The following is a 20,043-nucleotide window of genomic DNA, read 5'->3' as shown; positions in this document are numbered from 1 at the left end:
GGCATGAGCGAGACGGGTGCGACGAGCGGGCCGGGTGCAGGAAACGACGCAGGGGTGCCTGCTATGTCGGGGATGCCGGATTGGGAGAAGCGGTTCAGGGCACCGCGGGTGTCCTTGCCGGACTGGGCGGAGGACGCTCCGGAGCGCTCCCTGTTCGTGTCCAACGCGACGGGGACGTATGAGCTGTACGCGTGGGACAGGGCGACCGGCGCCCAGCGCCAGGTGACGGAGCGGCCGAACGGCACGACGGACGGCGCGCTGTCGCCGGACGGCGAGTGGATCTGGTGGTTCGACGACACGGACGGCGACGAGTTCGGCATCTGGCGGCGCCAGCCGTTCGCCGGGGGCACCGACGAGCCCGCGGTGCACGGCCTCGAACCCTCCTATCCGGCGGGTCTCGCCCTCGGCAGGGACGGCGGGACGGTGGTCGTGGGCCGCTCGACGGACGACGAAGGATCGACGATCCATGTCGTACGTCCTGACAGCCCCGCCCCGGTCGAGGTGTACCGCCACCGGGAGTCGGCGGGCGTCGGCGACCTCTCGCACGACGGCACGCTGATCGCCGTCGAGCACACGGAGCACGGCGACGCGATGCACTCCGCCCTCCGGGTGATCAGGCCCGACGGCTCGACCGTCGCCGAGCTGGACGACACGAAGGGCGGCACGGTCGAGCTGGGCCTAGAGGTCCTCGGCTTCGCCCCGGTCGACGGCGACACGCGGCTGCTCGTCGGACATCAGCGGCGCGGCCGCTGGGAGCCGATGGTGTGGGACGTCGCCTCGGGCGAGGAGAACGACCTGGTGCTCGGCCTGCCGGGCGACGTGAGCGCCGAGTGGTACCCGGACGGCTCCGCGCTCCTGGTGGCCCACGGCTTCGAGGCCCGCGGCGAACTGTTCCGCTACGACCTGGCGACGGCGGCGCTCACCCGCATCGACACTCCCGCGGGCTCCGTCTCCGGCGCGACGGCACGCCCCGACGGCTCGGTGGAGTACATGTGGTCGTCGGCAGCCGAGCCGCCGGTGGTCCGCTCCACGGCGGGCGGCGTGGTCCTGGACCCGCCCGGCATGAAGGCGCCGAAGTCCGTGCCGGTGGAGGACGTGTGGGTGGACGGTCCCGGCGGCCGCATCCACGCACTGGTGCAGCGCCCGGCCGGCTCCTCCGGCCCCCTCCCCACCGTCTTCGAGGTCCACGGCGGCCCCACCTGGCACGACAGCGACTCCTTCGCGGCGGGCCCGGCGGCCTGGGTCGACCACGGGTACGCGGTCGTCCGCGTCAACTACCGCGGCTCCACGGGGTACGGCAGGGAGTGGACCGACGCCCTCAAGCACCGCGTCGGCCTCATCGAGCTGGAGGACATCGCGGCGGTGCGGGAGTGGGCGGTCACGTCCGGCCTCGCCGACCCCGACCGGCTCGTCCTCGCGGGCGGCTCCTGGGGCGGGTACCTCACCCTGCTCGGCCTCGGCACGCAGCCCGAGTCCTGGGCGGTCGGTCTGGCGGCGGTGCCCGTCGCGGACTACGTGACGGCGTACCACGACGAGATGGAAGCGCTGAAGTCCATGGACCGCACGCTGCTCGGCGGCACGCCGGAGGAGGTCCCCGACCGCTTCCGCGCGTCGTCCCCGCTCACGTACGTGGACGACGTGAAGGCCCCCGTCTACATCTCCGCGGGCGTCAACGACCCCCGCTGCCCGATCCGCCAGATCGACAACTACGTGAACCGCCTGGCCTCGCGGGGCGCGACGCACGAGGTGTACCGCTATGACGCGGGCCACGGGTCACTGGTCGTGGACGAACGCATCAAGCAGATCGCCCTGGAACTGAGCTTCGCCTCCCGCCACCTCCCCTAGCGGACAGCGGACAGCGGAGCGCTGAGCCCCACGCGGGTCCGCCCCCGCACCGAGCGGTGCGGGGGCGGACCCCAGGGGCAGGCGCCCCGTAGGGGCCCCGTACCGTGGGGGTGTGTACCGGTTTCTGCTGACGCCCCGCTGGTGGGGGATCAACGTCTTCGTCGTGCTGGCCATCCCCTTCTGCATCTTCATGGGTTCCTGGCAGCTCGGCCGCTTCGAGGACCGCGTACAGGATCACGAGTCCGCCAAGGAGCAGGCCAAGGAGCAGTCCGCGGAGGCGAACGGCGACGCCAAGGCCCGCCCCCTCCGCTCCCTGCTCCCCGTGGACAAGGAAACCTCCGGCGAGCAGGCCACGGCAACGGGCCGTTACGGCAGGCAACTCCTCGTACCGGATCGCGAGTTGGACGAGAAGCACGGGTTCTACGTGCTGACGCTGCTCCGTACGGACGACGGAAAGTCACTGCCCGTGGTCCGCGGCTGGCTCCCCGGCGACGCGAACGCCGCGAAGGCCCCGGCCGCCCCCGAGGGCGAGGTCACCGTCAAGGGGGCACTCCAGGCCTCGGAGAGCCCGGGTTCCAACGGCGTCAGCGCCGCGGGCGGCCTGCCGAAGGACCAGCTGGGCGCGATCAGCTCGGCGTCACTGGTGAACCTCGTACGCGACGACGTGTACGACGCGTGGATCACTCTCGACAAGGCCGACGCGGGCATGAAGGCGGTCCCGGCGACCGCGCCGAACAACACGGGCCTGGACCTGAAGGCGTTCCAGAACCTCGGCTACACCGGCGAGTGGTTCGTCTTCGCCGGCTTCGTCCTCTTCATGTGGTTCCGGCTGTTCCGCCGCGAGGCGGAGTTCGCCCGCGACGCACGACTCGGCCTGCTCCCCGACCCGGAGCCCACGGAGACCGACGCCGAGGCCCAGACCAAGACCGAGACCGAGTCCAAGGCCGAGACCGAGGCCACCGCCTAGAGCTCGCGCCTCAGGCAGGGACGAAGACGCCCTCGTCGGCCCCGTCGAGGATGAACCCGTTGTCGAAGCGGACCCGCACGCTCACACGCGGCGCCCGTTCCTGGAAGGCGGTCCACGCGGGTTCCAGCGCACCGACCTTCTCTTCGAGCTGCTTCCTGCTCCCCGTGGGCATCTCGCCCCCGAAGGCGTCGAGCAGCGACTTGAGCCGCTCGTACTCGCGCACGTCGTCGCTCTCGTCCTGGTGGCCGACCACCTGCTCGACGGTGCCGACGGTGCCCGCCGCCAGGGACAGGAACCCCACGACCACCCCCGCCACCTCGGCCGTATCGGTCAGCGGGGTGTCCGCTGCCAGCACCACCCGCTGGCCCGCCTTGAGACCCATCCGTGCCCCATCTCCCTGGGTCGGCTACTGAACGCCTGGTCGACGGGGGTTGCACCGTCACCGGAACGCGATCGTAGACCGGCCTAGGAAGCGGGCAGCACCCCGGTGCGGTACACCGTCCCCGCACACGCGTTGGTGATCGTCGTCCCCGCTGTGGGCGCCCCCGCCTCCGCGGTCAGGGAGACCACGACGCTGCCGTCGGTCACGCCGCCGTCCGACCGCTCCAGCTGCGCGCTCGTACCGTCGGGCGTCCCGCCCTCAGGAGTCCCGCCGCCGCCCTCGGAGGGCGTCGGGTTGGGCGTGGGCTCCCCGCCGTCCGTCGCACACTTGTCCGACGGCAGCCAGGCGAACTTCACCTCGTACGCCGCGCCGGGCTGCAGTACGAGCGGGCTGGCCTCGAGCGACGGGTCGGGCAGTCCGGCCGCCGCGTCGCCCGCCGTGTGGTCGATGACGCCGACCTTCGCCGGGTCGGCCGCGCCCTGCGCCACCGCGCCGACGGCACCCGCCGCCTCGACGGTGCAGCTGCTGTCGGAGATGTTGGAGACGCGGAAGGAGCCGTACACCGCGCCGTTGGCGTCCGCCGGGTTCGTGCTGCCGGTGGCGCCGAGCTGGGTGGCGTCGCAGGCGGGGGAGCTGGCGGCCTCGGAGGTGGAGGGGTCGGGCGATCCCGTACCGCCGCCGCCCGTGCCGCCCTTCCCCTTGCCTTCCTTCTTCTCCTTCTTGTCCTTCTTGTCCTTGCCCTTGGACTTGTCGGGCTTCGCCCCGGCGTCCTTCTCGCCCCCGTCAGGCCCCTTGCCCTGACCGGAGCCGCCCTGCGCGTCCTGGCTGTTGCCCGCGATCGAGGTGCGGTCGTCGGAGTCGCCGTTGGAGGTGGTGACGTGCACCAGGGCGGGAACGGCGGTGCCGATGAAGAGCGCGGCGGCGGCCAGGCCGACGACGGCCTGGCGCTTGCGGGCCCGGCGCGCGGGGACGGCCTGCCGCAGGTGGTCGAGGGCGCGGTCACCCGGCTCGATCTCCTGCACGGCCTGCCGCATCAGCCGCCGCAGTGCGAGTTCGTCGGAGCCGAGGTCCTCGTCGTGACCCTGCGTGTCCCGCGCTCCTCCGGAGCCGGGCTCCGCCTCGGAACCGGCTCCGCCCCCGACGACGGCGCGAAGCCGCTCCAAACCAGCACCGGCACCGGCACCGTCATCCGCTCCCGGCTCAGCCTCCGACCCCGCCACAGACTCAGGCGCTGTCTCGGACCCGGTGTCGGACCCGGTATCGGAATCGGGATCGCCTACGGGACCGTGGTTCACGTCGTCGTTCCTGCCATGCCGCTCGATTCCGCCCTGCTCGTCACGCTTGCGCTCACTCATGCCGGCGCCTCCATGGCGACCCGCAGGGCCGCGATGCCGCGCGAGCCGTACGCCTTCACGGAACCCAGCGATATGCCGAGCGTCTCGGCGACCTGCGCCTCGGTCATGTCGGCGAAGTAGCGCAGCACGAGGACCTCGCGCTGGCGCCGCTGAAGGCCGCGCATGGCCTTGATCAGCTCGTCGCGTTCCAGCTGGTCGTACGCCCCCTCCTCCGCGCTCGCCATGTCGGGCATCGGCTTCGAGAGCAGCTTCAGCCCGAGGATGCGTCGGCGCAGCGCGGACCGCGAGAGGTTGACGACGGTCTGGCGCAGATAGGCCAGCGTCTTCTCGGGGTCCCGCACCCTCTTGCGCGCCGAGTGCACCCTGATGAACGCCTCCTGCACGACGTCCTCGCAGGACGCCGTGTCGTCCAGGAGCAGCGCGGCGAGGCCGAGCAGCGACCTGTAGTGGGCGCGGTAGGTCTCGGTGAGATGGTCGACTGTTGTGCCCGCGGTCATCGTGTCGTCAGCGCCCTCGCGCTGCGCCGGGATGCGGGTCGGACGCGCCGCGGGCATGGGTGCGATCACCGGCATGCCACCGGTCGCGCGGGGACGACGAGTGGGGCGCAGTGTCGCCGCGCCTCTCGCCTGTACCGCTGTGAAGTCGAGTACCTCTGCCACGCTTGTTGGACACGCTTCCCCCCATCAGGGTTGTACGCATCCGTCGTCGCGTTTGCGGCAGGTCGCGCGGGCACCGCTCGTGACGATGCATCAAATGCCCCCATGCGTACCAGCTCTTCCCCTATGCCCATTATTCCGGCGCTCGGGCCGCCCCTGAAGGGCGACCGCTAAAGACGTCCCCCCGCCCGTCGCCGGTTGCAGTGATCAGATGCGAATCTTCGAACGCGGAGATGATCCACTTCAAGGACGCACGACCACTGAGTTGGACACAGAACTTACACAGATCCCCCATAGGGCTCGGCCCTGGGGTGGTATGTACCAATACCGGCCGTGACGCGAAGTCGGCCTCAGCCGGCGGTGAACTCCCCGGCCACCAGCTCCGCGATCTGAGCGGTGTTCAGCGCGGCCCCCTTGCGCAGGTTGTCCCCGCACACGAAGAGTTCCAGCGCGGTGGGGTCGTCCAGCGACCGCCGTACCCGGCCCACCCAGGTGGGGTCGGTGCCGACGACGTCCGCGGGGGTGGGGAACTCCCCGGCGGCCGGGTTGTCGAACAGGACGACGCCCGGCGCGGTGGCGAGGATCTCGCGCGCGCGGTCCACCGTGACCTCGTCCTCGAAGCGCGCGTGGACGGTCAGCGAGTGGGTGGTGACGACGGGCACGCGTACGCACGTCGCGGCGACGCGAAGCCCCGGGAGCCCGAGGATCTTCCGCGACTCGTCCCGTACCTTCATCTCCTCCGACGACCAGCCGTCGTCCTTCAGCGACCCGGCCCACGGCACGACGTTCAGCGCGACGGGCTCGGGGAAGGGCCCGGTGTCGTCGCCGACGGCCCTGCGTACGTCTCCGGGGCTGGTGCCGAGCTCGCTGCCCGCGACCAGCTTCAGCTGCCGCCGCAGCGTGTCCACGCCATCGCGCCCGGCCCCGCTCACCGCTTGGTACGAGGAGACGATGAGCTCGCGCAGGCCGAACTCGGCGTGCAGCGCGCCGACGGCGACGATCATCGAGAGCGTCGTGCAGTTCGGGTTGGCGACGATGCCGCGCGGCCGCACGCGCGCGGCGTGCGGGTTGACCTCGGGGACGACCAGCGGGACGTCCGGGTCCATCCGGAAGGCGGCGGAGTTGTCGACCACGACGACGCCCTTGGCGGCGGCGACGGGCGCCCACTGCGCGGCCACCTCGTCGGGTACGTCGAACATGGCGACGTCGACCCCGTCGAAGACTTCCTCGGACAGGGCAAGGACCTCGCTCTCCTCCCCACGCACGGCCAGCTTCTTGCCGGCCGAGCGCGGAGAGGCGACGAGTCGGATCTCGCCCCAGATGTCGGCGTGCTGCGACAGGATCTGGAGCATGACGGTGCCGACGGCCCCGGTCGCTCCGACGACCGCGAGCGTCGGCTTACGGCTCATCGGCCGGTGCCTCCATAAACCACGGCCTCGTCCGTGTCGGAGTCGAGCCCGAAGGCGGTGTGCACGGCGCGGACGGCCTCGGTCACGTCGTCGTCGCGCGTGACGACCGAGATGCGGATCTCGGAGGTCGAGATGAGCTCGATGTTCACGCCGGCGTCGCTGAGCGCCTCGAAGAAGGTCGCGGTGACGCCGGGATTGGTCTTCATCCCGGCACCCACGAGCGAGATCTTCGCAATCTGGTCGTCGTACCGGAGAGAGTCGAACCCGATGGCCGCGCGGGTCTTCTCCAGGGCGTCGATGGCCTTGCGGCCCTCGGCCTTGGGGAGGGTGAAGGAGATGTCGGTCAGGCCCGTCGAGGCGGCCGACACGTTCTGCACGACCATGTCGATGTTGACCTCGGCGTCCGCGATGGCGCGGAAGATCGAGGCGGCCTCGCCCGGCTTGTCGGGCACGCCGACGACCGTGATCTTGGCCTCGGAGGTGTCGTGCGCGACACCGGAGATGATGGCCTGCTCCACCTTGCGGTCCCCTTGCGGTTCGTTGCTGACCCATGTGCCCTGAAGCCCCGAGAACGAGGACCGCACGTGAATCGGGATGTTGTAACGGCGGGCGTACTCCACACAGCGGTGGAGGAGCACCTTGGAGCCGGAGCTGGCGAGCTCCAGCATGTCCTCGAACGAGATCCAGTCGATCTTCCGGGCCTTCTTCACCACACGCGGGTCGGCGGTGAAGACACCGTCCACGTCCGTGTAGATCTCGCAGACCTCGGCGTCGAGAGCGGCGGCGAGGGCGACGGCGGTCGTGTCCGAGCCACCACGCCCGAGGGTCGTGATGTTCTTCCCCTCCTGGCTGACGCCCTGGAACCCGGCGACGATGGCGATGTTGCCCTCGTCGACGGAGGTCCGGATGCGGCCCGGGGTGACATCGATGATCCGCGCTTTGTTGTGGACGGAGTCGGTGATGACGCCGGCCTGGCTGCCCGTGAACGACTGGGCCTCGTGGCCCAGGTTTTTGATCGCCATGGCCAGCAGGGCCATCGAGATCCGCTCACCAGCGGTCAGCAGCATGTCGAATTCGCGCCCGGCAGGGATCGGTGACACCTGCCCGGCAAGATCGATCAACTCATCCGTCGTGTCACCCATGGCGGACACCACGACAACGACCTGATGGCCGTTCTTCTTGGCGTCGACAACCCTCTTGGCGACCCGCTTGATGCCTTCGGCATCGGCTACGGAGGAGCCTCCGTACTTCTGCACGACAAGGCTCACGTGCGCTCCTCGCTCAGTCCGTCTCTTACCGCACTACTGCGGTCGGCTCAGTCTAACGAGCGGCCGAAATTCGCCAGGGCGATATCGCATCGTGAGATGTCCCGCTCACGACTTGATCACCTCGGCATACGTCTCCCGCTTCTCGGGGCGTACGTTCCGACCGCTCGGCTTGGCACATGCCCGGTTCGGAGCGGGGCACTCCGGAAAGTGGGGTGGGTCACAGGATCTGGCCGGGGGCCTCAGGCGGTGTAGTCCTTGAGCTGCTCGGTGTGCAGGGTGATGGCGACGGGGGCAGGGAGCCCGACGGTGGCGCCGTACGCGTATGCGGCGCTCCGCCGGTAGTCGCCGTCGAGGGGGCCGCTGAACACTGTCACGGTGTCACTGTCCCGATCGATGAGGAGGTAGACGGGGATTCCTGCGCGGGCGTACCCGTGTCGCTTCTCGTGGCGGTCGCGGCGGTCGGTGTCGCGGTCGTACGAAGTGACTTCAACGACCATGAGGACGCTGCTGGGGTCCGCCCACTCCCCCTGCCCGCCGAAACTCCCTACCGGCGCAAGCGCTCCGTCGGGCTTCGCACGTCCTGCGCGGTACCCCGCGACGACCAATCCCTGCTCGGGGTACAGCCCAAGTTCCGGGCGTTGCCGCATGCACTGTCGCAGCAACCACATGATGATCTCTCCGTGGTCGCCGTCCGGCACGGGCTTGACCCCTAGTTTTCCGTCGATGAGCTCGAGAACCACCGCTTCGGGGGCCACTCGGGCGAGTTCCTCGAAGTCCTCGGCATCGATCGGACCGTGCTTCACGCACAACCTTCCCCCGAGGAATTCGAGCTTGTTGCGCACGGTCTCCGGAGCCCTGCGGACGAGTTCCTCGAAGTCCTCGACGGACATCTCCGGGCGCTCTTCAGTGCTGGGGGTCATGGCGTCGCCTCCTTGACCCCATGGTGCCCGGACCGGCACGTCCTGCACGCTCATACGCCGCCCCGCCCCGTCGGCAGCCCGGCGGCCCGGCGCAGCTCCGCCACCTTCTCGGTGACGTCCACGACGGTGTCGTGCCCCGCGTCGTCCCCGGCGGGGCGCGGGCGCGGCGGCCTCGCGAGGAACGTGTCCGGGACGTACCCCGACCGCTCCTCCGGGGGGCAGCACTCTGTACAGATCCCGTTGATCAGCTCGACGGACGTGTCGGGCTCCTCGCAGAACGGGCAGATCATGACGGCGCGGGTGACGCGGGCACGTGCCTTGGCGGGGGCCTGGCGCTTGGGGGGCATCTTGTTCTCCAGTCTGGTCCGGGCGAGTCCGCCCGGATTGGTGACGGTGGGCGGCAGCGCGTCGGTGAGGGCGCGGGTGATGTCCTGCGGCGTCGCGCCACGCTCCAGCCACTCCGCTGCGCGGGGCTCCAGCTGTCTGCACTCCCCCTCGGAGAGGGCCATGCGGCGGTCGGCGGTGCGGAGTTGGGCGAGGGTTTGGTGGGCGGTGCTCGGCCGGTCGGCGGGGGCCGCCGCCTCCGCCTCCTCCGGCTCGTCCACCCTGGCCAGGCCCGACTGGTAGGCGTCGGTGACGTCCCGCCCGTGCCGTTCGCGTACGAACTCGGCCCACCACTCCGGGGACTTGGGCTCCCTGGACCAGTACGTCCTGGTCACCCACCGCATCGAGTTGTCCTCGACGGTGATGTGTTCCTTGACCCACCGCAGGTGCCCGGCCTCGGTGAGGCGTCGCAGGGACGTGCGGGTGGCCTGCTGGCCGTAGCGGGGGTGTTCGGCGGCGATGACCTTGTGTCCCATCGCCGCCCCGTCGGGGAGGTGATCGACGAACGTCGCGAACTCGGCGTCGCGGGGAGCCAAGTGTGCGAAGTCGGGCTCGGTGTCCGGTTTCGCGTCACCCGCGAGGCGCTTCCCGTACCCCGATTTGGCCATGGGGTGGGACGGGGAGGGGAGTACAGCATTAGGCTTGGCGTAAGCCACGGTCGACCTCTGATCGATCGTAGGACTAGGCCTCGGAACCGGTGTTGGCGCACCGACCGGGGCCGTTCTATTGCCGCGAACCTAGGGCGGCTTTACGCTCCGGCGCAAGCTGACTACGGATCGTCACTCTTGAGGGTGACGGGACCCGTAACTCCCCTTTTGGCCAGGTTGGTTGGGTTCATTCCATCGGTGAACCAGACCCAGGGAAGAGCTCGGGTCCCGGGGCTCAAGCCCCGGGCTGAACTGCGGCGATGAAGGCGAGCCACGCGGCGGCGGAAAGGGCAATCTCGGGGCCCGAGGAGTCCTTCGAGTCGCGGATGTGGATGCCTATGGACGTGGACTCGTTCCGCTCCACGGCCACTTCGAGGCAGTTGGCACCCTCGTCATCGCTGTAGCTGGACTTGAACCACTGCAGCACGCCGCTCATAGGTCATCCACCATCCGCTCGATGAATTGGGCTGACTCAGTCGGACTGAGAGCCACGGTGCGGATCATGCTAAGCCGCTCACTCTGAGCGGTGACGACATCCGGGTCGGAGGTCAGCTGGCTCACGGACTGGCCCTCGGACAGGGCAAGCCGTTCATGGTCGCGGGTTTCCATCAGCACCATTGGACCCGAGAGAGCCGAGGGAATGGCTCGCTTGAAAGGCAGTACCTGCAGCGACACGTTGTACAGGCCGCTGGCCTCCAGCAGTCGCGCCATCTGTTCCTTGTCGACCTCTGGGGTGCACAACGAGGCCTCGTAGATCACAAAGCTGACCGCCACCGGCGGCTTCCGATGCAGAATCGCCTGCCGTTCGAGGCGAGCGGCAACTCGCTCCTCCACCGTTTCCTCATCCACCGGAGGGCAGCGGTTCCCAATCAGCGCTCGCGCGTACGACTCCGTTTGCAACAGCCCCGGAATCAGCGCTACTTCGTACGACCACAGAGACAGGGCCTCCTGCTCACGCGCCATGAAGTCCTGCACTCGCTGCGGAAACTTCTCCGCCCTGACGTAATCCTTGCCCGCGCTCAGCAACCCAGCCGCGTCGCAAAGGTCATCCGCCACATCCAGCACCCGAGCCGTCGGCATCCGAACGCCCTGCTCCATGGCCTTGATGGTGTCCGGCGCGTAATTGGAGGCGACGGCCAACTCCTCGCGCGAGACGTTCGCCTTCATGCGCCACCGCTTCAGCTGGTTCCCGCTGTACCGCCAGGTCGGGTTGTACTGCACGGACACAGCGACCACCTCCGTCGGGTACACGGAGGCGTGTATCCCCTGAGTCACTACCGAGCGTAACCCCGCACGTACCACGGTGTGACCATGACGAACGCAATTCACTGGCCGGAGTGGGTACCGCTGGCGGGCCACCACCTCCGCGTGTCCGGGGTCCACTTCGACGCGGTGCGGATTCAGGGCGTACGAGGGGAACAGGTCGCGGCGCGGCTGGTCGCGGAGGCGGACGAGAACGCGGGTCCCGTCATCTGCGAAGCAACGGGGTTCCGTTGGATGTACTTCCTGGTGGCGCCGGGCACGGCGAGGGACCACAACTGGCCGTTGGGCGTGCAACGGTTCGGCGGAGCGGGCTGCCGCACGGTGACGTACATCGGCGTCCCGGCGCTGGCCGGCAACACGTGGCCGTTGTTCTGGTACTCGGAACCAACGCCTACGGCACCGTATGTGGCGCCGGAGCGGTTGCTCGGGGCGCTGGAGGTCTGATCAGTCCGTGGCCTTCGCGGGCTTCCAGTGGGTCGCCCGTGCGAGCGCCTGGTAGCGGCGGACGACGGCCAGGTTGCTGCGCACCAAACGGGTCGTCGGATGGTCCGGACTCAGTGCTCTGATGGAGTCGTCAAGGACCTGTTCGTACATGTTCACCGCGCTGTCGACGTCACCCGTGGCACGGTACGCGTGGGCCAGGTTGCTCCGCGTCTTCAGCACATCGGGGTGGTAATCGCCCAACACCCGCTTCTGGTCGGCCAGCACCTGATCGAACAGGGTGATGGCAACGGCCGCGTCGCCCGCCTTCTCGTATGCGTAAGCCATGTTGTGGCGCGTCGCCAACGTGTGCGGGTGGTCCGCGCCCAGGACGCGCAGCAGATCCGCCAGCACGTCCTCGTACAGGGAGAGCGCACGTGCCACATCGCCGGCCGCCTCATGTGCGCCAGCCACGTTGTTGCGGGTCATCAGAGTGTTCGGGTGGAGGGTGCCCAGCACCCGCGCCTGGTCGCCAAGCAACTCCTCGTACATGGAGATCGCACGCCCCACCTCGCCCCGCTCCATGTACACACCCGCGATGTTGTTGCGCGACAACATAGTGTCCGGGTGATCACGGCCGAGCACGCGCAACCGGTCGGCAAGCACCTTCTCGTACAGGGAGAGCGCACGGGCCGCGTCGCCCGACGTCTTGTACGCGAAGGCCAGGTTGTGGCGGGACATCAGGGTGTCCGGATGGTCGGCGCCCAGCACCCGCAACCGAACCGCCAGCGTCTCCTCGTACAGGGAGATCGCACGCGCCACGTCTCCCATCGTCTCGCTGGCGCTCGCCACGTTGTTGCGTGACAGCAGGGTGTCCGGGTGATCGGGGCCGAGTACCCGCATCCGGGCATCGAGCACGTGCTCGTACATGTGGATTTCCCGCGCCACGTCGCCCACCAGCCCGTACACACCCGCCAGGTTGTTCAGCGCCGTCAACGTCCCCGGGTGGTCCGTTCCCAGCAGCCGCTCGGCCGTCTCCACGCCACGGCGGAAGTAGTCGATCGCCTTACGCAGCTCGCCTTGCCCCTGCAGGTAGAGCGCCATCTGGTTGAGGACGAAGTGAGTGTTCTCCGTGTCCTCCACGGGCGGCCAGGCCGCCAGGAGGGCTTCGGCGTGCGGCTGGAGCTCCCGCCACTTCGGCCAGCCGGTGACGTTGTCCACCGGGTCGCGCGGGCACTCCTCGCACAGCCGGACCGCGGCCTGCTGGCGAGCCCCCGCGATGAGGGCGTCGGTGCGGTGCGGGTCGTCCTCCGCGACCGTGCGGGCCACCGTCTGGACAAGGCGGTGGACGCCGAACGTCGAACGGTCGAGGGTGATCATGTTGTAGTTGGCGAGCAGGGCCAGGAGGCGGGCGAGGTCGACGGGGTTCTTCGCGAGGGGGGCGTACAGGTCGCGGGGGATGTCCGTCGGGGCGTACCAGGCCGCGATGCGCAGGAGGTCGACCGCGCGAGGGTCACGTGCGTGGAGGGCGTCCAGGGTGATGCGCCAGATCCGGGCCATCGTGCGCGCCGGGTCCGCGCCCTCCGGCGCGGCGTCGGTGGCCTCTCCCGGGTACCGTCCGAGCATCTCCCGGTACTCGCCCGCCGTCATCAGGGTCTGCGCCATGAACGCGCCCGCCTGCTCCAGGGCGAGCGGCAGGTGGCCCAGGTCTTCGGCCAGCGCGCGGGCCTCTTCCTCGTCACCGGCGTCGGTCAGACGTGCGAGCAGGTCCAGGGAGTCCTCGGTGGCCAGCACCGAGAGCGGGAGAGGCTCACCCGACCAGCCGCCCTTGCAGCGGCTGGTAATCAACTGGCGCCCCGTGTCCCGGAGTTGGCCGGTGACCGGCCGGACGTCCTCCGGTCTCTCCACGTTGTCGAAGACCAGGAGCCACCCCGGGTGGACCTGCAGCCATCCGATGGCCCAGGTGGCCGCCTGCGCCGTGGCGAGGACGGGGGCCCGGTCGCCCCGCAGGCGCGCGGCGAGCGCCGCCAGGCCCGTGTCGATCAACTCGGGCGTGTCCGCGCGGATCCACCACACCAGCCGGTACTCGTCCCGATGGTCGTGGGCGTAGTGCAACGCCAACGTCGTCTTCCCGACGCCGCCCAGGCCGTGCAGGGTCTGCGTGATCGTCTGGGAGTCCTCGGACAGCGCGCGGCTCAGCGTGGCGAGCGCCTCGTCGCGGCCCACGAAGATGCGCGACGGCAGGTCGGGGAGGTTGTGAATGCCGCGGGGCACCTCGACGTCGTACGCCGTGCGCGGCACCCCCGTGTCGGACGCCACGCTGACGTCCTCCAGGACCAGGTCCCCGCCCGCCGCCTTCACCGCCATCGCGAACCCGGGCCGCGCGGCGAGCGACGCGACGGACACGGCGGTGAGCTGATCGGCCTCGTAGTCCCGGGCCCGGTCAGTTGTCACCACACCCACCAGCCGACCCCGGGCGAACAGCGCCGCCCCGGACGTGCCCTTCCAGCGCGACTTGCCGTCCGGTTTGCTGGGGACGGCGGACTCGTTCACGTGCACCGTGATGCGCTCACCGCCCGACTTCAAGCCCGTCAGCGATTCGACGTACCCCCGGATCTCCTTGGTGTCGCGCACACCACCGCGCTCTTCCGACCGAGGGAACCCCACGGCCAAGCAGCCGAGTCGTTCCTCGACCACAGCGCCTTCGATACGCCCCCACCGGATCGGATCCATCCCGTCCGGAGCCGTCCACGCGCCGTCAGTCACCCGGATCAACGCGACATCGACCTGAGGGTCCTGCGTTCGCTCGGGCCAAAGCAGCTCAGCCGCGGCCCACCGACCGTCCCCCGCCCCTGGGGCGAGGCGTCGTACCTCCACTCGCCCCGCACCCAGCACGTTGTGCAGCGCCGTAAGAACGATCCGGTCCGCGACCAGATACCCGGTCCCGGAACACCCCGCCCCCGGATTCCAAATTTCCACGACCCGACGTACGTCCATGACGTGAACGCCGTCGCCCTACCGAGGCCGCTCGTCCACGTCATCGCCAACAAGCGCGTCCTCCCCCGTCACCGGATCCACCGGCTGCAACGTCACCTTGAGCCGGTTCACCGTGCCCTTGGAGCGGGCTGCCTTCGCCTCCGCGCCGAAGGGGAGGACGAGAACCTTCGCCCGCGCCTCACCCTCCTTGCGGACGTCGACCGTGAACTCCAACTCGACGGGTCCCGTACGGAACTGGAGATCCTGACCGCGGCCGTCCTCCGCCGCACGACGCAACTCCGCGCGCACCGCCCCGATCGCCTCGGCCAACCCCACCCAAGCGTCATCCGCCATGGCCCCCGCCCCCTAGCGCAGTCGTGTGACTCAGCGTAGCGCCGCGCTCCGCAGGAAGCGGAAGAACAGGGTGAGTTGACTATCTCAGGCTGCGCCGCCGACCCGATCCCCGTACTCAATGGACACCGTGAGCCTCGCGCCGAGCGCCGCCGCGTACGAGCGCATCGTCTCCAGGTTGTGGATCTCGCCCCGCTCGACCTGTGAGACCCGCGCTTGGGAGATCCCGACCGCCTTGGCGACGTCCGCCTGTGTCAGGTTCTGCTCTTCACGGATCTCGCGCAGGTGGTGTCCGAGGACGTGTGCCTCGGTGGCGGTACGGGCCGTCTGCTTGCGGCGCTCCCACTCGGCGTCGGACACGTCGGGCGCGTTTTCCCGCATCCGGCGCTTCACCTCTGCCCAGCCGCTGTACTCACCCATCAGACGCCTCCGCCCTTTCCTGCCCTGTCCCGTGACGCCAGGTACTCGTCATAGCGCGCCTCGGCCACGGGAATCGCCTCCTGGTACCAGTCTCTCCAGCGCCCGGCCTTGTCTCCGGCCACCAGCAGGATCGCCTGACGCCGTGGGTCGAAGACGAAGAGGACGCGGACCTCCGTCCGGCCCGAGCTGCCTGGACGCAGTTCCTTGAGGTTGTGGGTCCGGCTCCCCGTGAGCCTGTCGACGAGTGGGCGCCCCAGCGCCGGGCCATGCTCCGCCAGCATGTCGACAGCCGCCTCGACCAGGTCAGCCGACACCGCGTCCTCCTCTGCCAGCGCGAGCAACCACTTCTCCACCGATGAGTGGAGATTGATCTGCCAGTTCATGCTCCGCATCCCAGCGTAGGACGCGAACAGATAGAAGGGAATCCTTATACGCTCAGCTCAACGAGTGAACAAAGGCCATTCACGGGTCAGAGTCTTACTTGACCGTCCGCAACCCCAACGGCGCCGCGATCTCCTCCGCCATCACCTTCCCCGCCTCCTCCTCCAGGCCGTCCGCCTGGAGGTCCTCGTCCGTGTCCAGGCCGTCCAGGTCCTCCAGGGGCTGGTTCAGGCGGACGTGGGCCACCAGGGACTGGAGGGCTCGGAGGGCGCCGGAGGCTGTGGAGCCCCAGTTGGAGAAGTAGGAGAACTGCCACCACCAGAGGGCTTCCGTGGTGCGGCCCGCGCGGTAGTGCGCCAGGCCGTGGCAGAGGTCCGCCACCACGTCCGCCAGGTCGTCCGAGATGCGGCACGGGACGGGGGCCTTGCGGGGCTCGTACGGGTCGAAGACCTCGGAGTAGACGTCGATCGGGTCCAGGAGGGACGCCAGACGTTCGCGGAGGTCGTCCACGTCCTGTTCCGGGCCCAGGTCCGGCTCGTACCGCTCCTCGGGGACGATGTCCTCGTGTGCGCCGAGGCGGCCGCCCGCCAGGAGGAGCTGGGAGACCTCCAGGAGGAGGAAGGGGACCGCCGAATCTGGTTCGTCGCCCTTCGCCACCTCCCTGACCGAGACGATGAAGCTCTCGATCTGGTCGGAGATCTGGACGGCGAAGTCGTCCGGGTTGTCGGTCACGGTGTTCAGCGTGGCATCAGACATCTAGGAGTCGTCTCCCCTCGAAGGCGCGGCCCAGGGTGACCTCGTCCGCGTATTCCAGATCTCCCCCGACAGGGAGTCCGCTGGCCAGGCGGGTGACCTTCAGGCCCATGGGCTTGATCATGCGCGCGAGGTACGTCGCCGTCGCCTCGCCCTCCAGGTTCGGGTCCGTCGCCAGGATCAGCTCCGTCACCGTGCCGTCGGCCAGGCGCGCCAACAGTTCTCGTATGCGCAGGTCGTCCGGGCCCACACCCTCGATCGGGCTGATCGCGCCGCCCAGGACGTGGTACTTGCCCCGGAACTCGCGGGTCCGCTCGATTGCCACTACGTCCTTCGGTTCCTCTACGACACAGATCACCGAAGGGTCGCGGCGCGGGTCTCGGCAGATGTTGCAGAGCTCCTCCTGCGCGACGTTCCCGCAGGTCGCGCAGAAGCGGACCTTGTCCTTCACCTCAAGGAGCGCGTGCGCGAGGCGCCGTACGTCCGTCGGCTCCGTCTGGAGGATGTGGAAGGCGATCCGCTGCGCGCTCTTGGGACCGACGCCGGGCAGCCTGCCCAACTCGTCGATGAGGTCCTGAACCACGCCTTCGTACACGGAACGCCTTTCCCGTAGTCCTGCCGTGCTGCCGCTGTGCTGCTGAGAGTGTCCGGCTTCTACGTACCGTAGTTGGCCGGGGGGTTTCTTAGAAGGGAAGCCCCGGGATGCCGCCGCCTCCGCCGCCCAGGCCCTGCGCCAGCGGGCCCAGCTTCTCCTGCTGGAGCGTCTGCGCGTTCTCGTTCGCCGCCTGGACCGCCGCGACCACCAGGTCCGCCAGCGTCTCCGTGTCCTCGGGATCGACCGCCTTCGGGTCGATCACCAGGCCGCGCAGCTCGCCGGAGCCGTTGACCGTCGCCTTGACGAGGCCGCCGCCCGCCTGGCCCTCCACCTCCGTGCGCGCCAGTTCCTCCTGCGCCGCAGCGAGGTCCTGCTGCATCTTCTGGGCCTGCTGGAGCAGCTGCTGCATGTTGGGCTGGCCACCACCGGGGATCACGATCAGCTCCGTTTCGTACGGGTCCGTTTTTGCGGGTCCATCTGGCGGGGTTGCCGCCGAGAACGAGCCTACGTGGTCGGCGGGCGGGTCGCCCCAGCACTCTTTCGAGTGAGATCCAGCGTCTTCCTATACCTGATCAAGCAGCTCTTCCGGGCGGAAAAGCCGTGAATGCGGGCTCATGGCCACCCATTGGGCGGTAGGAATTGGTGTCGATACGCGTGATCGTCGCGTGATCGTCGTCGGAGGAGTGCCGGGTGAGCCAGCCGGAGATGCAGCCCGAGGGGGTGCCCCCCGAGCCCCCCGAGGGGCAGGGTTCTGGGGGGCGGGGTTCTGGGGGGCCGGGGTCTGAGGGGCCGGGGTCCGGGGGTCCGGGTTCTTGGGGCTCGGGGGGTTCTGGGGGCTCGGGGGGTTCGGGAGGTTCGGGGGGCTGTCGCTCGCGGGATCTGACCGGGCGCGCCTTTCCCCTCGGCGACTGGGGCGATCCCGCCGGGCGGCTCGACGAGCTCTACAGATGGGTGGAGCGGGGTGCCCTGAACACCGCCGACTGGTACCTCACCGACCGCGGCAGGAAGCGGCGTGCGGCGCGCCTGCTGCGGGTGGGCGCCGCCCTGGGCGCCGTGGGCGCCGGTGTGCTGCCGCTGCTCGATCTGGCGGGGGCCGGGGCGGGGAGCCCGGGGGCCGCCGGAGGGCTCGCCGGGTGGGGGTTCGTGTCGCTTCTCGTCGGGGTCGCTTGCGTGGGGTGCGACCGGTTCTTCGGGCTCACGTCCGGGTGGATGCGGGACGTGGCCACCGCGCAGGCCGTGCAGCGGCGGCTCCAGGTGCTGCAATTCGACTGGGCCTCCGAAAGCGTGCGGGAGGTTCTCGGGCCCACCGAAGGCACCGCCGGGGAAGCCGCCGAGCGGTGTCTCGGGGTGCTGCGGAAATTCACCGACGACATCACCGAGCTCGTGCGCGCGGAGACCTCCGACTGGATGGTGGAGTTCCGGGCCGGGCCCGTGCCGCTTTCCATGCAGGCGATGGTGCCGGGCGCGACGCCGCGCGAGTCGCCCGCCTCCCCGGGACGGTTTCCGCTGCCGCCCGGGGCCCGGCCCAACATGCCACGGCAGCGGCCGCCCGAGCCCCGGTGACGTAGGACCCGCGTGCTACTTGCGCCAGAACAGGTGGTGCGTCACTCCGCTCGGACTCGGCACGACCTCCAGGTGGTAGCGGTCGGTCAGGTCCTCGGGGGAGTTCCAGAGCCGTACCCCGGCTCCGAGCTTCATCTGCCCCACCGCCACGTGCAACGTGTCCACCAGGCCCGCCTCCAGGAACTCCCGGACGATCGTGGGGCCGCCGCCCAGCCTGACGTCCTTGCCCTGCGCCGCCTCCTTCGCCTGCTCCAGGACCGTCGCCGGGTCGCCCGCGACGAAGTGGAACGTGGTGTCGGAGAGCGTGAACGAAGGGCGCTCGTGGTGAGTCATGACGAAGACCGGAGTGTGGAAGGGGGGCTCGTCGCCCCACCAGCCGCGCCACTCGTGGTCCTGCCACGCCCCCCGCTGCGGCCCGAACTTGTTGCGGCCCATGATCTCGGCGCCGATGTTGTGGCTGAAGTCGCGGGTGAAGTAGTCGTCGAGGCCGCGGCTCCCGCCGTGATCCGTACGGTTCGGCCAGCTCGCCGTCGCGCCGGCCCAGGCGGACATCTCCCGGGGGTCGGCGTGACCGAACGGGCGCTCCAGGCTCTGGCCCTCACCGGTGCCGAAGCCGTCCTGCGACACCATGAAGTTCTGGACCTTCAGCAGCTGCTGTCGCGGCTGCGGCTTCTCCTGTTTCCGGTTCACGTCGCTCCTCATGCGTCTGTACGTGCGTGTACGTGCGTGTACGTATTCGTACGACAGTCAGACCGAGCCCGGGGCCCGAACTCATCGCTAGCTGTAGCTCTTCGTCAGCTGTAGCTCGTCGTCAGCTGTAGATGATCATCGAGCCCTGCGCCAGGCTCCGCGTCGCCGCCGCGTGCAGACCCAGCCACACGTGGCGTTCCCGCGCGAAGGGGCTCTCGTCCGGCGGGGGCGGAGCCGCGGGCTCCTCAAGGGATGTGGGGGCCGCCGGCGGGGCCGGGGCCAGCGGGGGGTTCGCCGCGTCTATGCCGATCGACGGGGCCACGTACTCCAGCTCCCGCAGCAGCGCCTGGGACGAGCCCAGCGGGCCACCGCCCGCGAGGAGCTCGTCGTTGGAGAGCGGGGCCGGGAAGTCCACGGGGACGTACGCGCCCGCGTGGTCGTAGTGCCAGACCAGGTGCGACTGCTGTGCCGTGGCGTCGAACATCTCCAGGAGCTGTTCGTAGTCCCCGCCCAGCTCGTCCACGGGCGTGACCTCCAGACCGCAGATCTGGAGGAGGTAGGCGCGGCGCAGGAAATGCAGCGCGTCGTAGTCGAAGCCCGCGACCGGGGCGACGTCGCCGGACAGGCCCGGCATGTAGGCGAAGACGGGTACGGGCGGGAGGCCCGCCTCATGCAGTGCCTTGTCGTAGACGGCGAGCTCATCCGCGAACGGGTTGTCGGCGCTGTGACACAAGACGTCGACGAGCGGGACCAGCCACAAGTCGCAGGCCAAGAAGGTCTCCTCGGATCGGGTGGGGG

The 20,043-nt window shown here is 69.7% G+C and carries 22 protein-coding genes; 4 read left to right on the top strand and 18 right to left on the bottom strand.

Annotated features, from left to right (window positions below):
* Nucleotides 1-72 precede the first annotated feature (72 nt).
* Both NOO62_RS21560 and NOO62_RS21555 read left to right on the top strand, forming a co-directional pair.
* Entirely contained in the window at nucleotides 73-1,845 is a 1,773-nt protein-coding gene (locus NOO62_RS21560; RefSeq protein WP_398978261.1) for a prolyl oligopeptidase family serine peptidase, read from the top strand.
* Nucleotides 1,846-1,957: 112 nt separating this feature from the next.
* Nucleotides 1,958-2,812 carry an SURF1 family protein gene (locus NOO62_RS21555; RefSeq protein ID WP_268772531.1) on the top strand — a complete coding sequence of 285 codons (855 nt, stop codon included), beginning with the start codon at nucleotides 1,958-1,960 and terminating at the stop codon, nucleotides 2,810-2,812.
* Between the two features lie 10 nt (nucleotides 2,813-2,822).
* Here NOO62_RS21555 and NOO62_RS21550 read toward each other — a convergent pair whose 3' ends face one another.
* The 9 genes from NOO62_RS21550 to NOO62_RS21510 all read right to left on the bottom strand — a co-directional run bounded on the left by NOO62_RS21550 (nucleotide 2,823) and on the right by NOO62_RS21510 (nucleotide 11,060).
* Nucleotides 2,823-3,194: a hypothetical protein gene (locus NOO62_RS21550; RefSeq protein WP_268772530.1), complete on the bottom strand. Its 372-nt coding sequence runs from the start codon at nucleotides 3,192-3,194 to the stop codon at nucleotides 2,823-2,825.
* Between the two features lie 83 nt (nucleotides 3,195-3,277).
* On the bottom strand, nucleotides 3,278-4,357 hold the full coding sequence (locus tag NOO62_RS21545) for a hypothetical protein (RefSeq protein WP_268772529.1): 1,080 nt from the start codon (nucleotides 4,355-4,357) through the stop codon (nucleotides 3,278-3,280).
* Nucleotides 4,358-4,545: 188 nt separating this feature from the next.
* Nucleotides 4,546-5,208 (bottom strand): SigE family RNA polymerase sigma factor, encoded by a 663-nt coding sequence (locus NOO62_RS21540; protein ID WP_079075189.1) that lies wholly within the window; start codon nucleotides 5,206-5,208, stop codon nucleotides 4,546-4,548.
* 347 nt (nucleotides 5,209-5,555) lie between these two features.
* On the bottom strand, nucleotides 5,556-6,614 hold the full coding sequence (locus tag NOO62_RS21535) for an aspartate-semialdehyde dehydrogenase (RefSeq protein WP_268772528.1): 1,059 nt from the start codon (nucleotides 6,612-6,614) through the stop codon (nucleotides 5,556-5,558).
* Nucleotides 6,611-7,882, bottom strand: a complete 1,272-nt coding sequence (locus tag NOO62_RS21530) for an aspartate kinase (protein WP_268772527.1) — start codon at nucleotides 7,880-7,882, stop codon at nucleotides 6,611-6,613. The genes NOO62_RS21535 and NOO62_RS21530 overlap by 4 nt, the downstream gene beginning before the upstream one ends.
* Nucleotides 7,883-8,121: 239 nt before the next feature.
* Nucleotides 8,122-8,772, bottom strand: a complete 651-nt coding sequence (locus tag NOO62_RS21525) for a Uma2 family endonuclease (RefSeq protein WP_268772526.1) — start codon at nucleotides 8,770-8,772, stop codon at nucleotides 8,122-8,124.
* An 80-nt stretch (nucleotides 8,773-8,852) separates the two neighbouring features.
* Nucleotides 8,853-9,794, bottom strand: coding sequence for a hypothetical protein (locus NOO62_RS21520; protein WP_268772525.1), 942 nt, complete (start codon nucleotides 9,792-9,794; stop codon nucleotides 8,853-8,855).
* A gap of 274 nt (nucleotides 9,795-10,068) precedes the next feature.
* Nucleotides 10,069-10,269: a DUF397 domain-containing protein gene (locus NOO62_RS21515; RefSeq protein ID WP_268772524.1), complete on the bottom strand. Its 201-nt coding sequence runs from the start codon at nucleotides 10,267-10,269 to the stop codon at nucleotides 10,069-10,071.
* Entirely contained in the window at nucleotides 10,266-11,060 is a 795-nt protein-coding gene (locus NOO62_RS21510; RefSeq protein WP_268772523.1) for a helix-turn-helix domain-containing protein, read from the bottom strand. Before NOO62_RS21510 ends, NOO62_RS21515 begins: the two co-directional genes overlap by 4 nt.
* Nucleotides 11,061-11,144: 84 nt before the next feature.
* Here NOO62_RS21510 and NOO62_RS21505 point away from each other — a divergent pair, with 84 nt between their 5' ends.
* The gene (locus NOO62_RS21505; RefSeq protein ID WP_321170589.1) at nucleotides 11,145-11,540 is read left to right on the top strand and encodes a hypothetical protein; all 396 of its coding nucleotides are present in this window, start codon (nucleotides 11,145-11,147) and stop codon (nucleotides 11,538-11,540) included.
* On the opposite strand, the gene NOO62_RS21500 is transcribed toward NOO62_RS21505, so the two are convergent.
* From NOO62_RS21500 to NOO62_RS21470, 7 genes are all read right to left on the bottom strand, one after another.
* A complete protein-coding gene (locus tag NOO62_RS21500) occupies nucleotides 11,541-14,513 on the bottom strand; it encodes a tetratricopeptide repeat protein (RefSeq protein WP_268772521.1) in 2,973 nt (990 codons plus the stop codon). It lies immediately after the preceding gene.
* An 18-nt stretch (nucleotides 14,514-14,531) separates the two neighbouring features.
* Nucleotides 14,532-14,846 carry a trypco2 family protein gene (locus NOO62_RS21495; RefSeq protein WP_268772520.1) on the bottom strand — a complete coding sequence of 105 codons (315 nt, stop codon included), beginning with the start codon at nucleotides 14,844-14,846 and terminating at the stop codon, nucleotides 14,532-14,534.
* Between the two features lie 84 nt (nucleotides 14,847-14,930).
* Nucleotides 14,931-15,263, bottom strand: a complete 333-nt coding sequence (locus tag NOO62_RS21490; protein WP_268772519.1) for a helix-turn-helix domain-containing protein — start codon at nucleotides 15,261-15,263, stop codon at nucleotides 14,931-14,933.
* Nucleotides 15,263-15,646 carry a type II toxin-antitoxin system RelE/ParE family toxin gene (locus tag NOO62_RS21485; protein WP_268772518.1) on the bottom strand — a complete coding sequence of 128 codons (384 nt, stop codon included), beginning with the start codon at nucleotides 15,644-15,646 and terminating at the stop codon, nucleotides 15,263-15,265. Before NOO62_RS21485 ends, NOO62_RS21490 begins: the two co-directional genes overlap by 1 nt.
* Nucleotides 15,647-15,740: 94 nt before the next feature.
* Entirely contained in the window at nucleotides 15,741-16,400 is a 660-nt protein-coding gene (locus NOO62_RS21480) for a DUF5063 domain-containing protein (protein WP_268772517.1), read from the bottom strand.
* Nucleotides 16,393-16,992, bottom strand: a complete 600-nt coding sequence (gene recR, locus NOO62_RS21475; RefSeq protein WP_268772516.1) for a recombination mediator RecR — start codon at nucleotides 16,990-16,992, stop codon at nucleotides 16,393-16,395. Before recR ends, NOO62_RS21480 begins: the two co-directional genes overlap by 8 nt.
* An 88-nt stretch (nucleotides 16,993-17,080) precedes the next feature.
* Nucleotides 17,081-17,428, bottom strand: a complete 348-nt coding sequence (locus tag NOO62_RS21470; protein ID WP_268772515.1) for a YbaB/EbfC family nucleoid-associated protein — start codon at nucleotides 17,426-17,428, stop codon at nucleotides 17,081-17,083.
* A 254-nt stretch (nucleotides 17,429-17,682) separates the two neighbouring features.
* Here NOO62_RS21470 and NOO62_RS21465 point away from each other — a divergent pair, with 254 nt between their 5' ends.
* The gene (locus tag NOO62_RS21465; protein ID WP_414930863.1) at nucleotides 17,683-18,555 is read left to right on the top strand and encodes an SLATT domain-containing protein; all 873 of its coding nucleotides are present in this window, start codon (nucleotides 17,683-17,685) and stop codon (nucleotides 18,553-18,555) included.
* Nucleotides 18,556-18,570: 15 nt separating this feature from the next.
* On the opposite strand, the gene NOO62_RS21460 is transcribed toward NOO62_RS21465, so the two are convergent.
* Both NOO62_RS21460 and NOO62_RS21455 read right to left on the bottom strand, forming a co-directional pair.
* Nucleotides 18,571-19,257: a dihydrofolate reductase family protein gene (locus tag NOO62_RS21460; protein WP_268772514.1), complete on the bottom strand. Its 687-nt coding sequence runs from the start codon at nucleotides 19,255-19,257 to the stop codon at nucleotides 18,571-18,573.
* A gap of 109 nt (nucleotides 19,258-19,366) precedes the next feature.
* The gene (locus NOO62_RS21455) at nucleotides 19,367-20,017 is read right to left on the bottom strand and encodes a hypothetical protein (protein WP_268772513.1); all 651 of its coding nucleotides are present in this window, start codon (nucleotides 20,015-20,017) and stop codon (nucleotides 19,367-19,369) included.
* Nucleotides 20,018-20,043: the final 26 nt, after the last annotated feature.

Source organism: Streptomyces sp. Je 1-369 (assembly GCF_026810505.1).
In the GTDB taxonomy this organism is placed as follows: Bacteria; Actinomycetota; Actinomycetes; order Streptomycetales; family Streptomycetaceae; genus Streptomyces.
This window is presented reverse-complemented; position numbering and strand designations above follow the sequence as displayed.

Coding starts and splice junctions, on each gene's coding strand:
- NOO62_RS21515 (WP_268772524.1), bottom strand. CDS start 10,269: ATGAGCGGCGTGCTGCAGTGGTTCAAGTCCAGCTACAGCGATGACGAG.
- NOO62_RS21520 (WP_268772525.1), bottom strand. CDS start 9,794: ATGGCCAAATCGGGGTACGGGAAGCGCCTCGCGGGTGACGCGAAACCG.
- NOO62_RS21550 (WP_268772530.1), bottom strand. CDS start 3,194: ATGGGTCTCAAGGCGGGCCAGCGGGTGGTGCTGGCAGCGGACACCCCG.
- NOO62_RS21480 (WP_268772517.1), bottom strand. CDS start 16,400: ATGTCTGATGCCACGCTGAACACCGTGACCGACAACCCGGACGACTTC.
- NOO62_RS21535 (WP_268772528.1), bottom strand. CDS start 6,614: ATGAGCCGTAAGCCGACGCTCGCGGTCGTCGGAGCGACCGGGGCCGTC.
- NOO62_RS21505 (WP_321170589.1), top strand. CDS start 11,145: ATGACGAACGCAATTCACTGGCCGGAGTGGGTACCGCTGGCGGGCCAC.
- NOO62_RS21560 (WP_398978261.1), top strand. CDS start 73: ATGCCGGATTGGGAGAAGCGGTTCAGGGCACCGCGGGTGTCCTTGCCG.
- NOO62_RS21500 (WP_268772521.1), bottom strand. CDS start 14,513: ATGGACGTACGTCGGGTCGTGGAAATTTGGAATCCGGGGGCGGGGTGT.
- NOO62_RS21525 (WP_268772526.1), bottom strand. CDS start 8,772: ATGTCCGTCGAGGACTTCGAGGAACTCGTCCGCAGGGCTCCGGAGACC.
- NOO62_RS21460 (WP_268772514.1), bottom strand. CDS start 19,257: ATGAGGAGCGACGTGAACCGGAAACAGGAGAAGCCGCAGCCGCGACAG.
- NOO62_RS21485 (WP_268772518.1), bottom strand. CDS start 15,646: ATGAACTGGCAGATCAATCTCCACTCATCGGTGGAGAAGTGGTTGCTC.
- NOO62_RS21490 (WP_268772519.1), bottom strand. CDS start 15,263: ATGGGTGAGTACAGCGGCTGGGCAGAGGTGAAGCGCCGGATGCGGGAA.
- NOO62_RS21495 (WP_268772520.1), bottom strand. CDS start 14,846: ATGGCGGATGACGCTTGGGTGGGGTTGGCCGAGGCGATCGGGGCGGTG.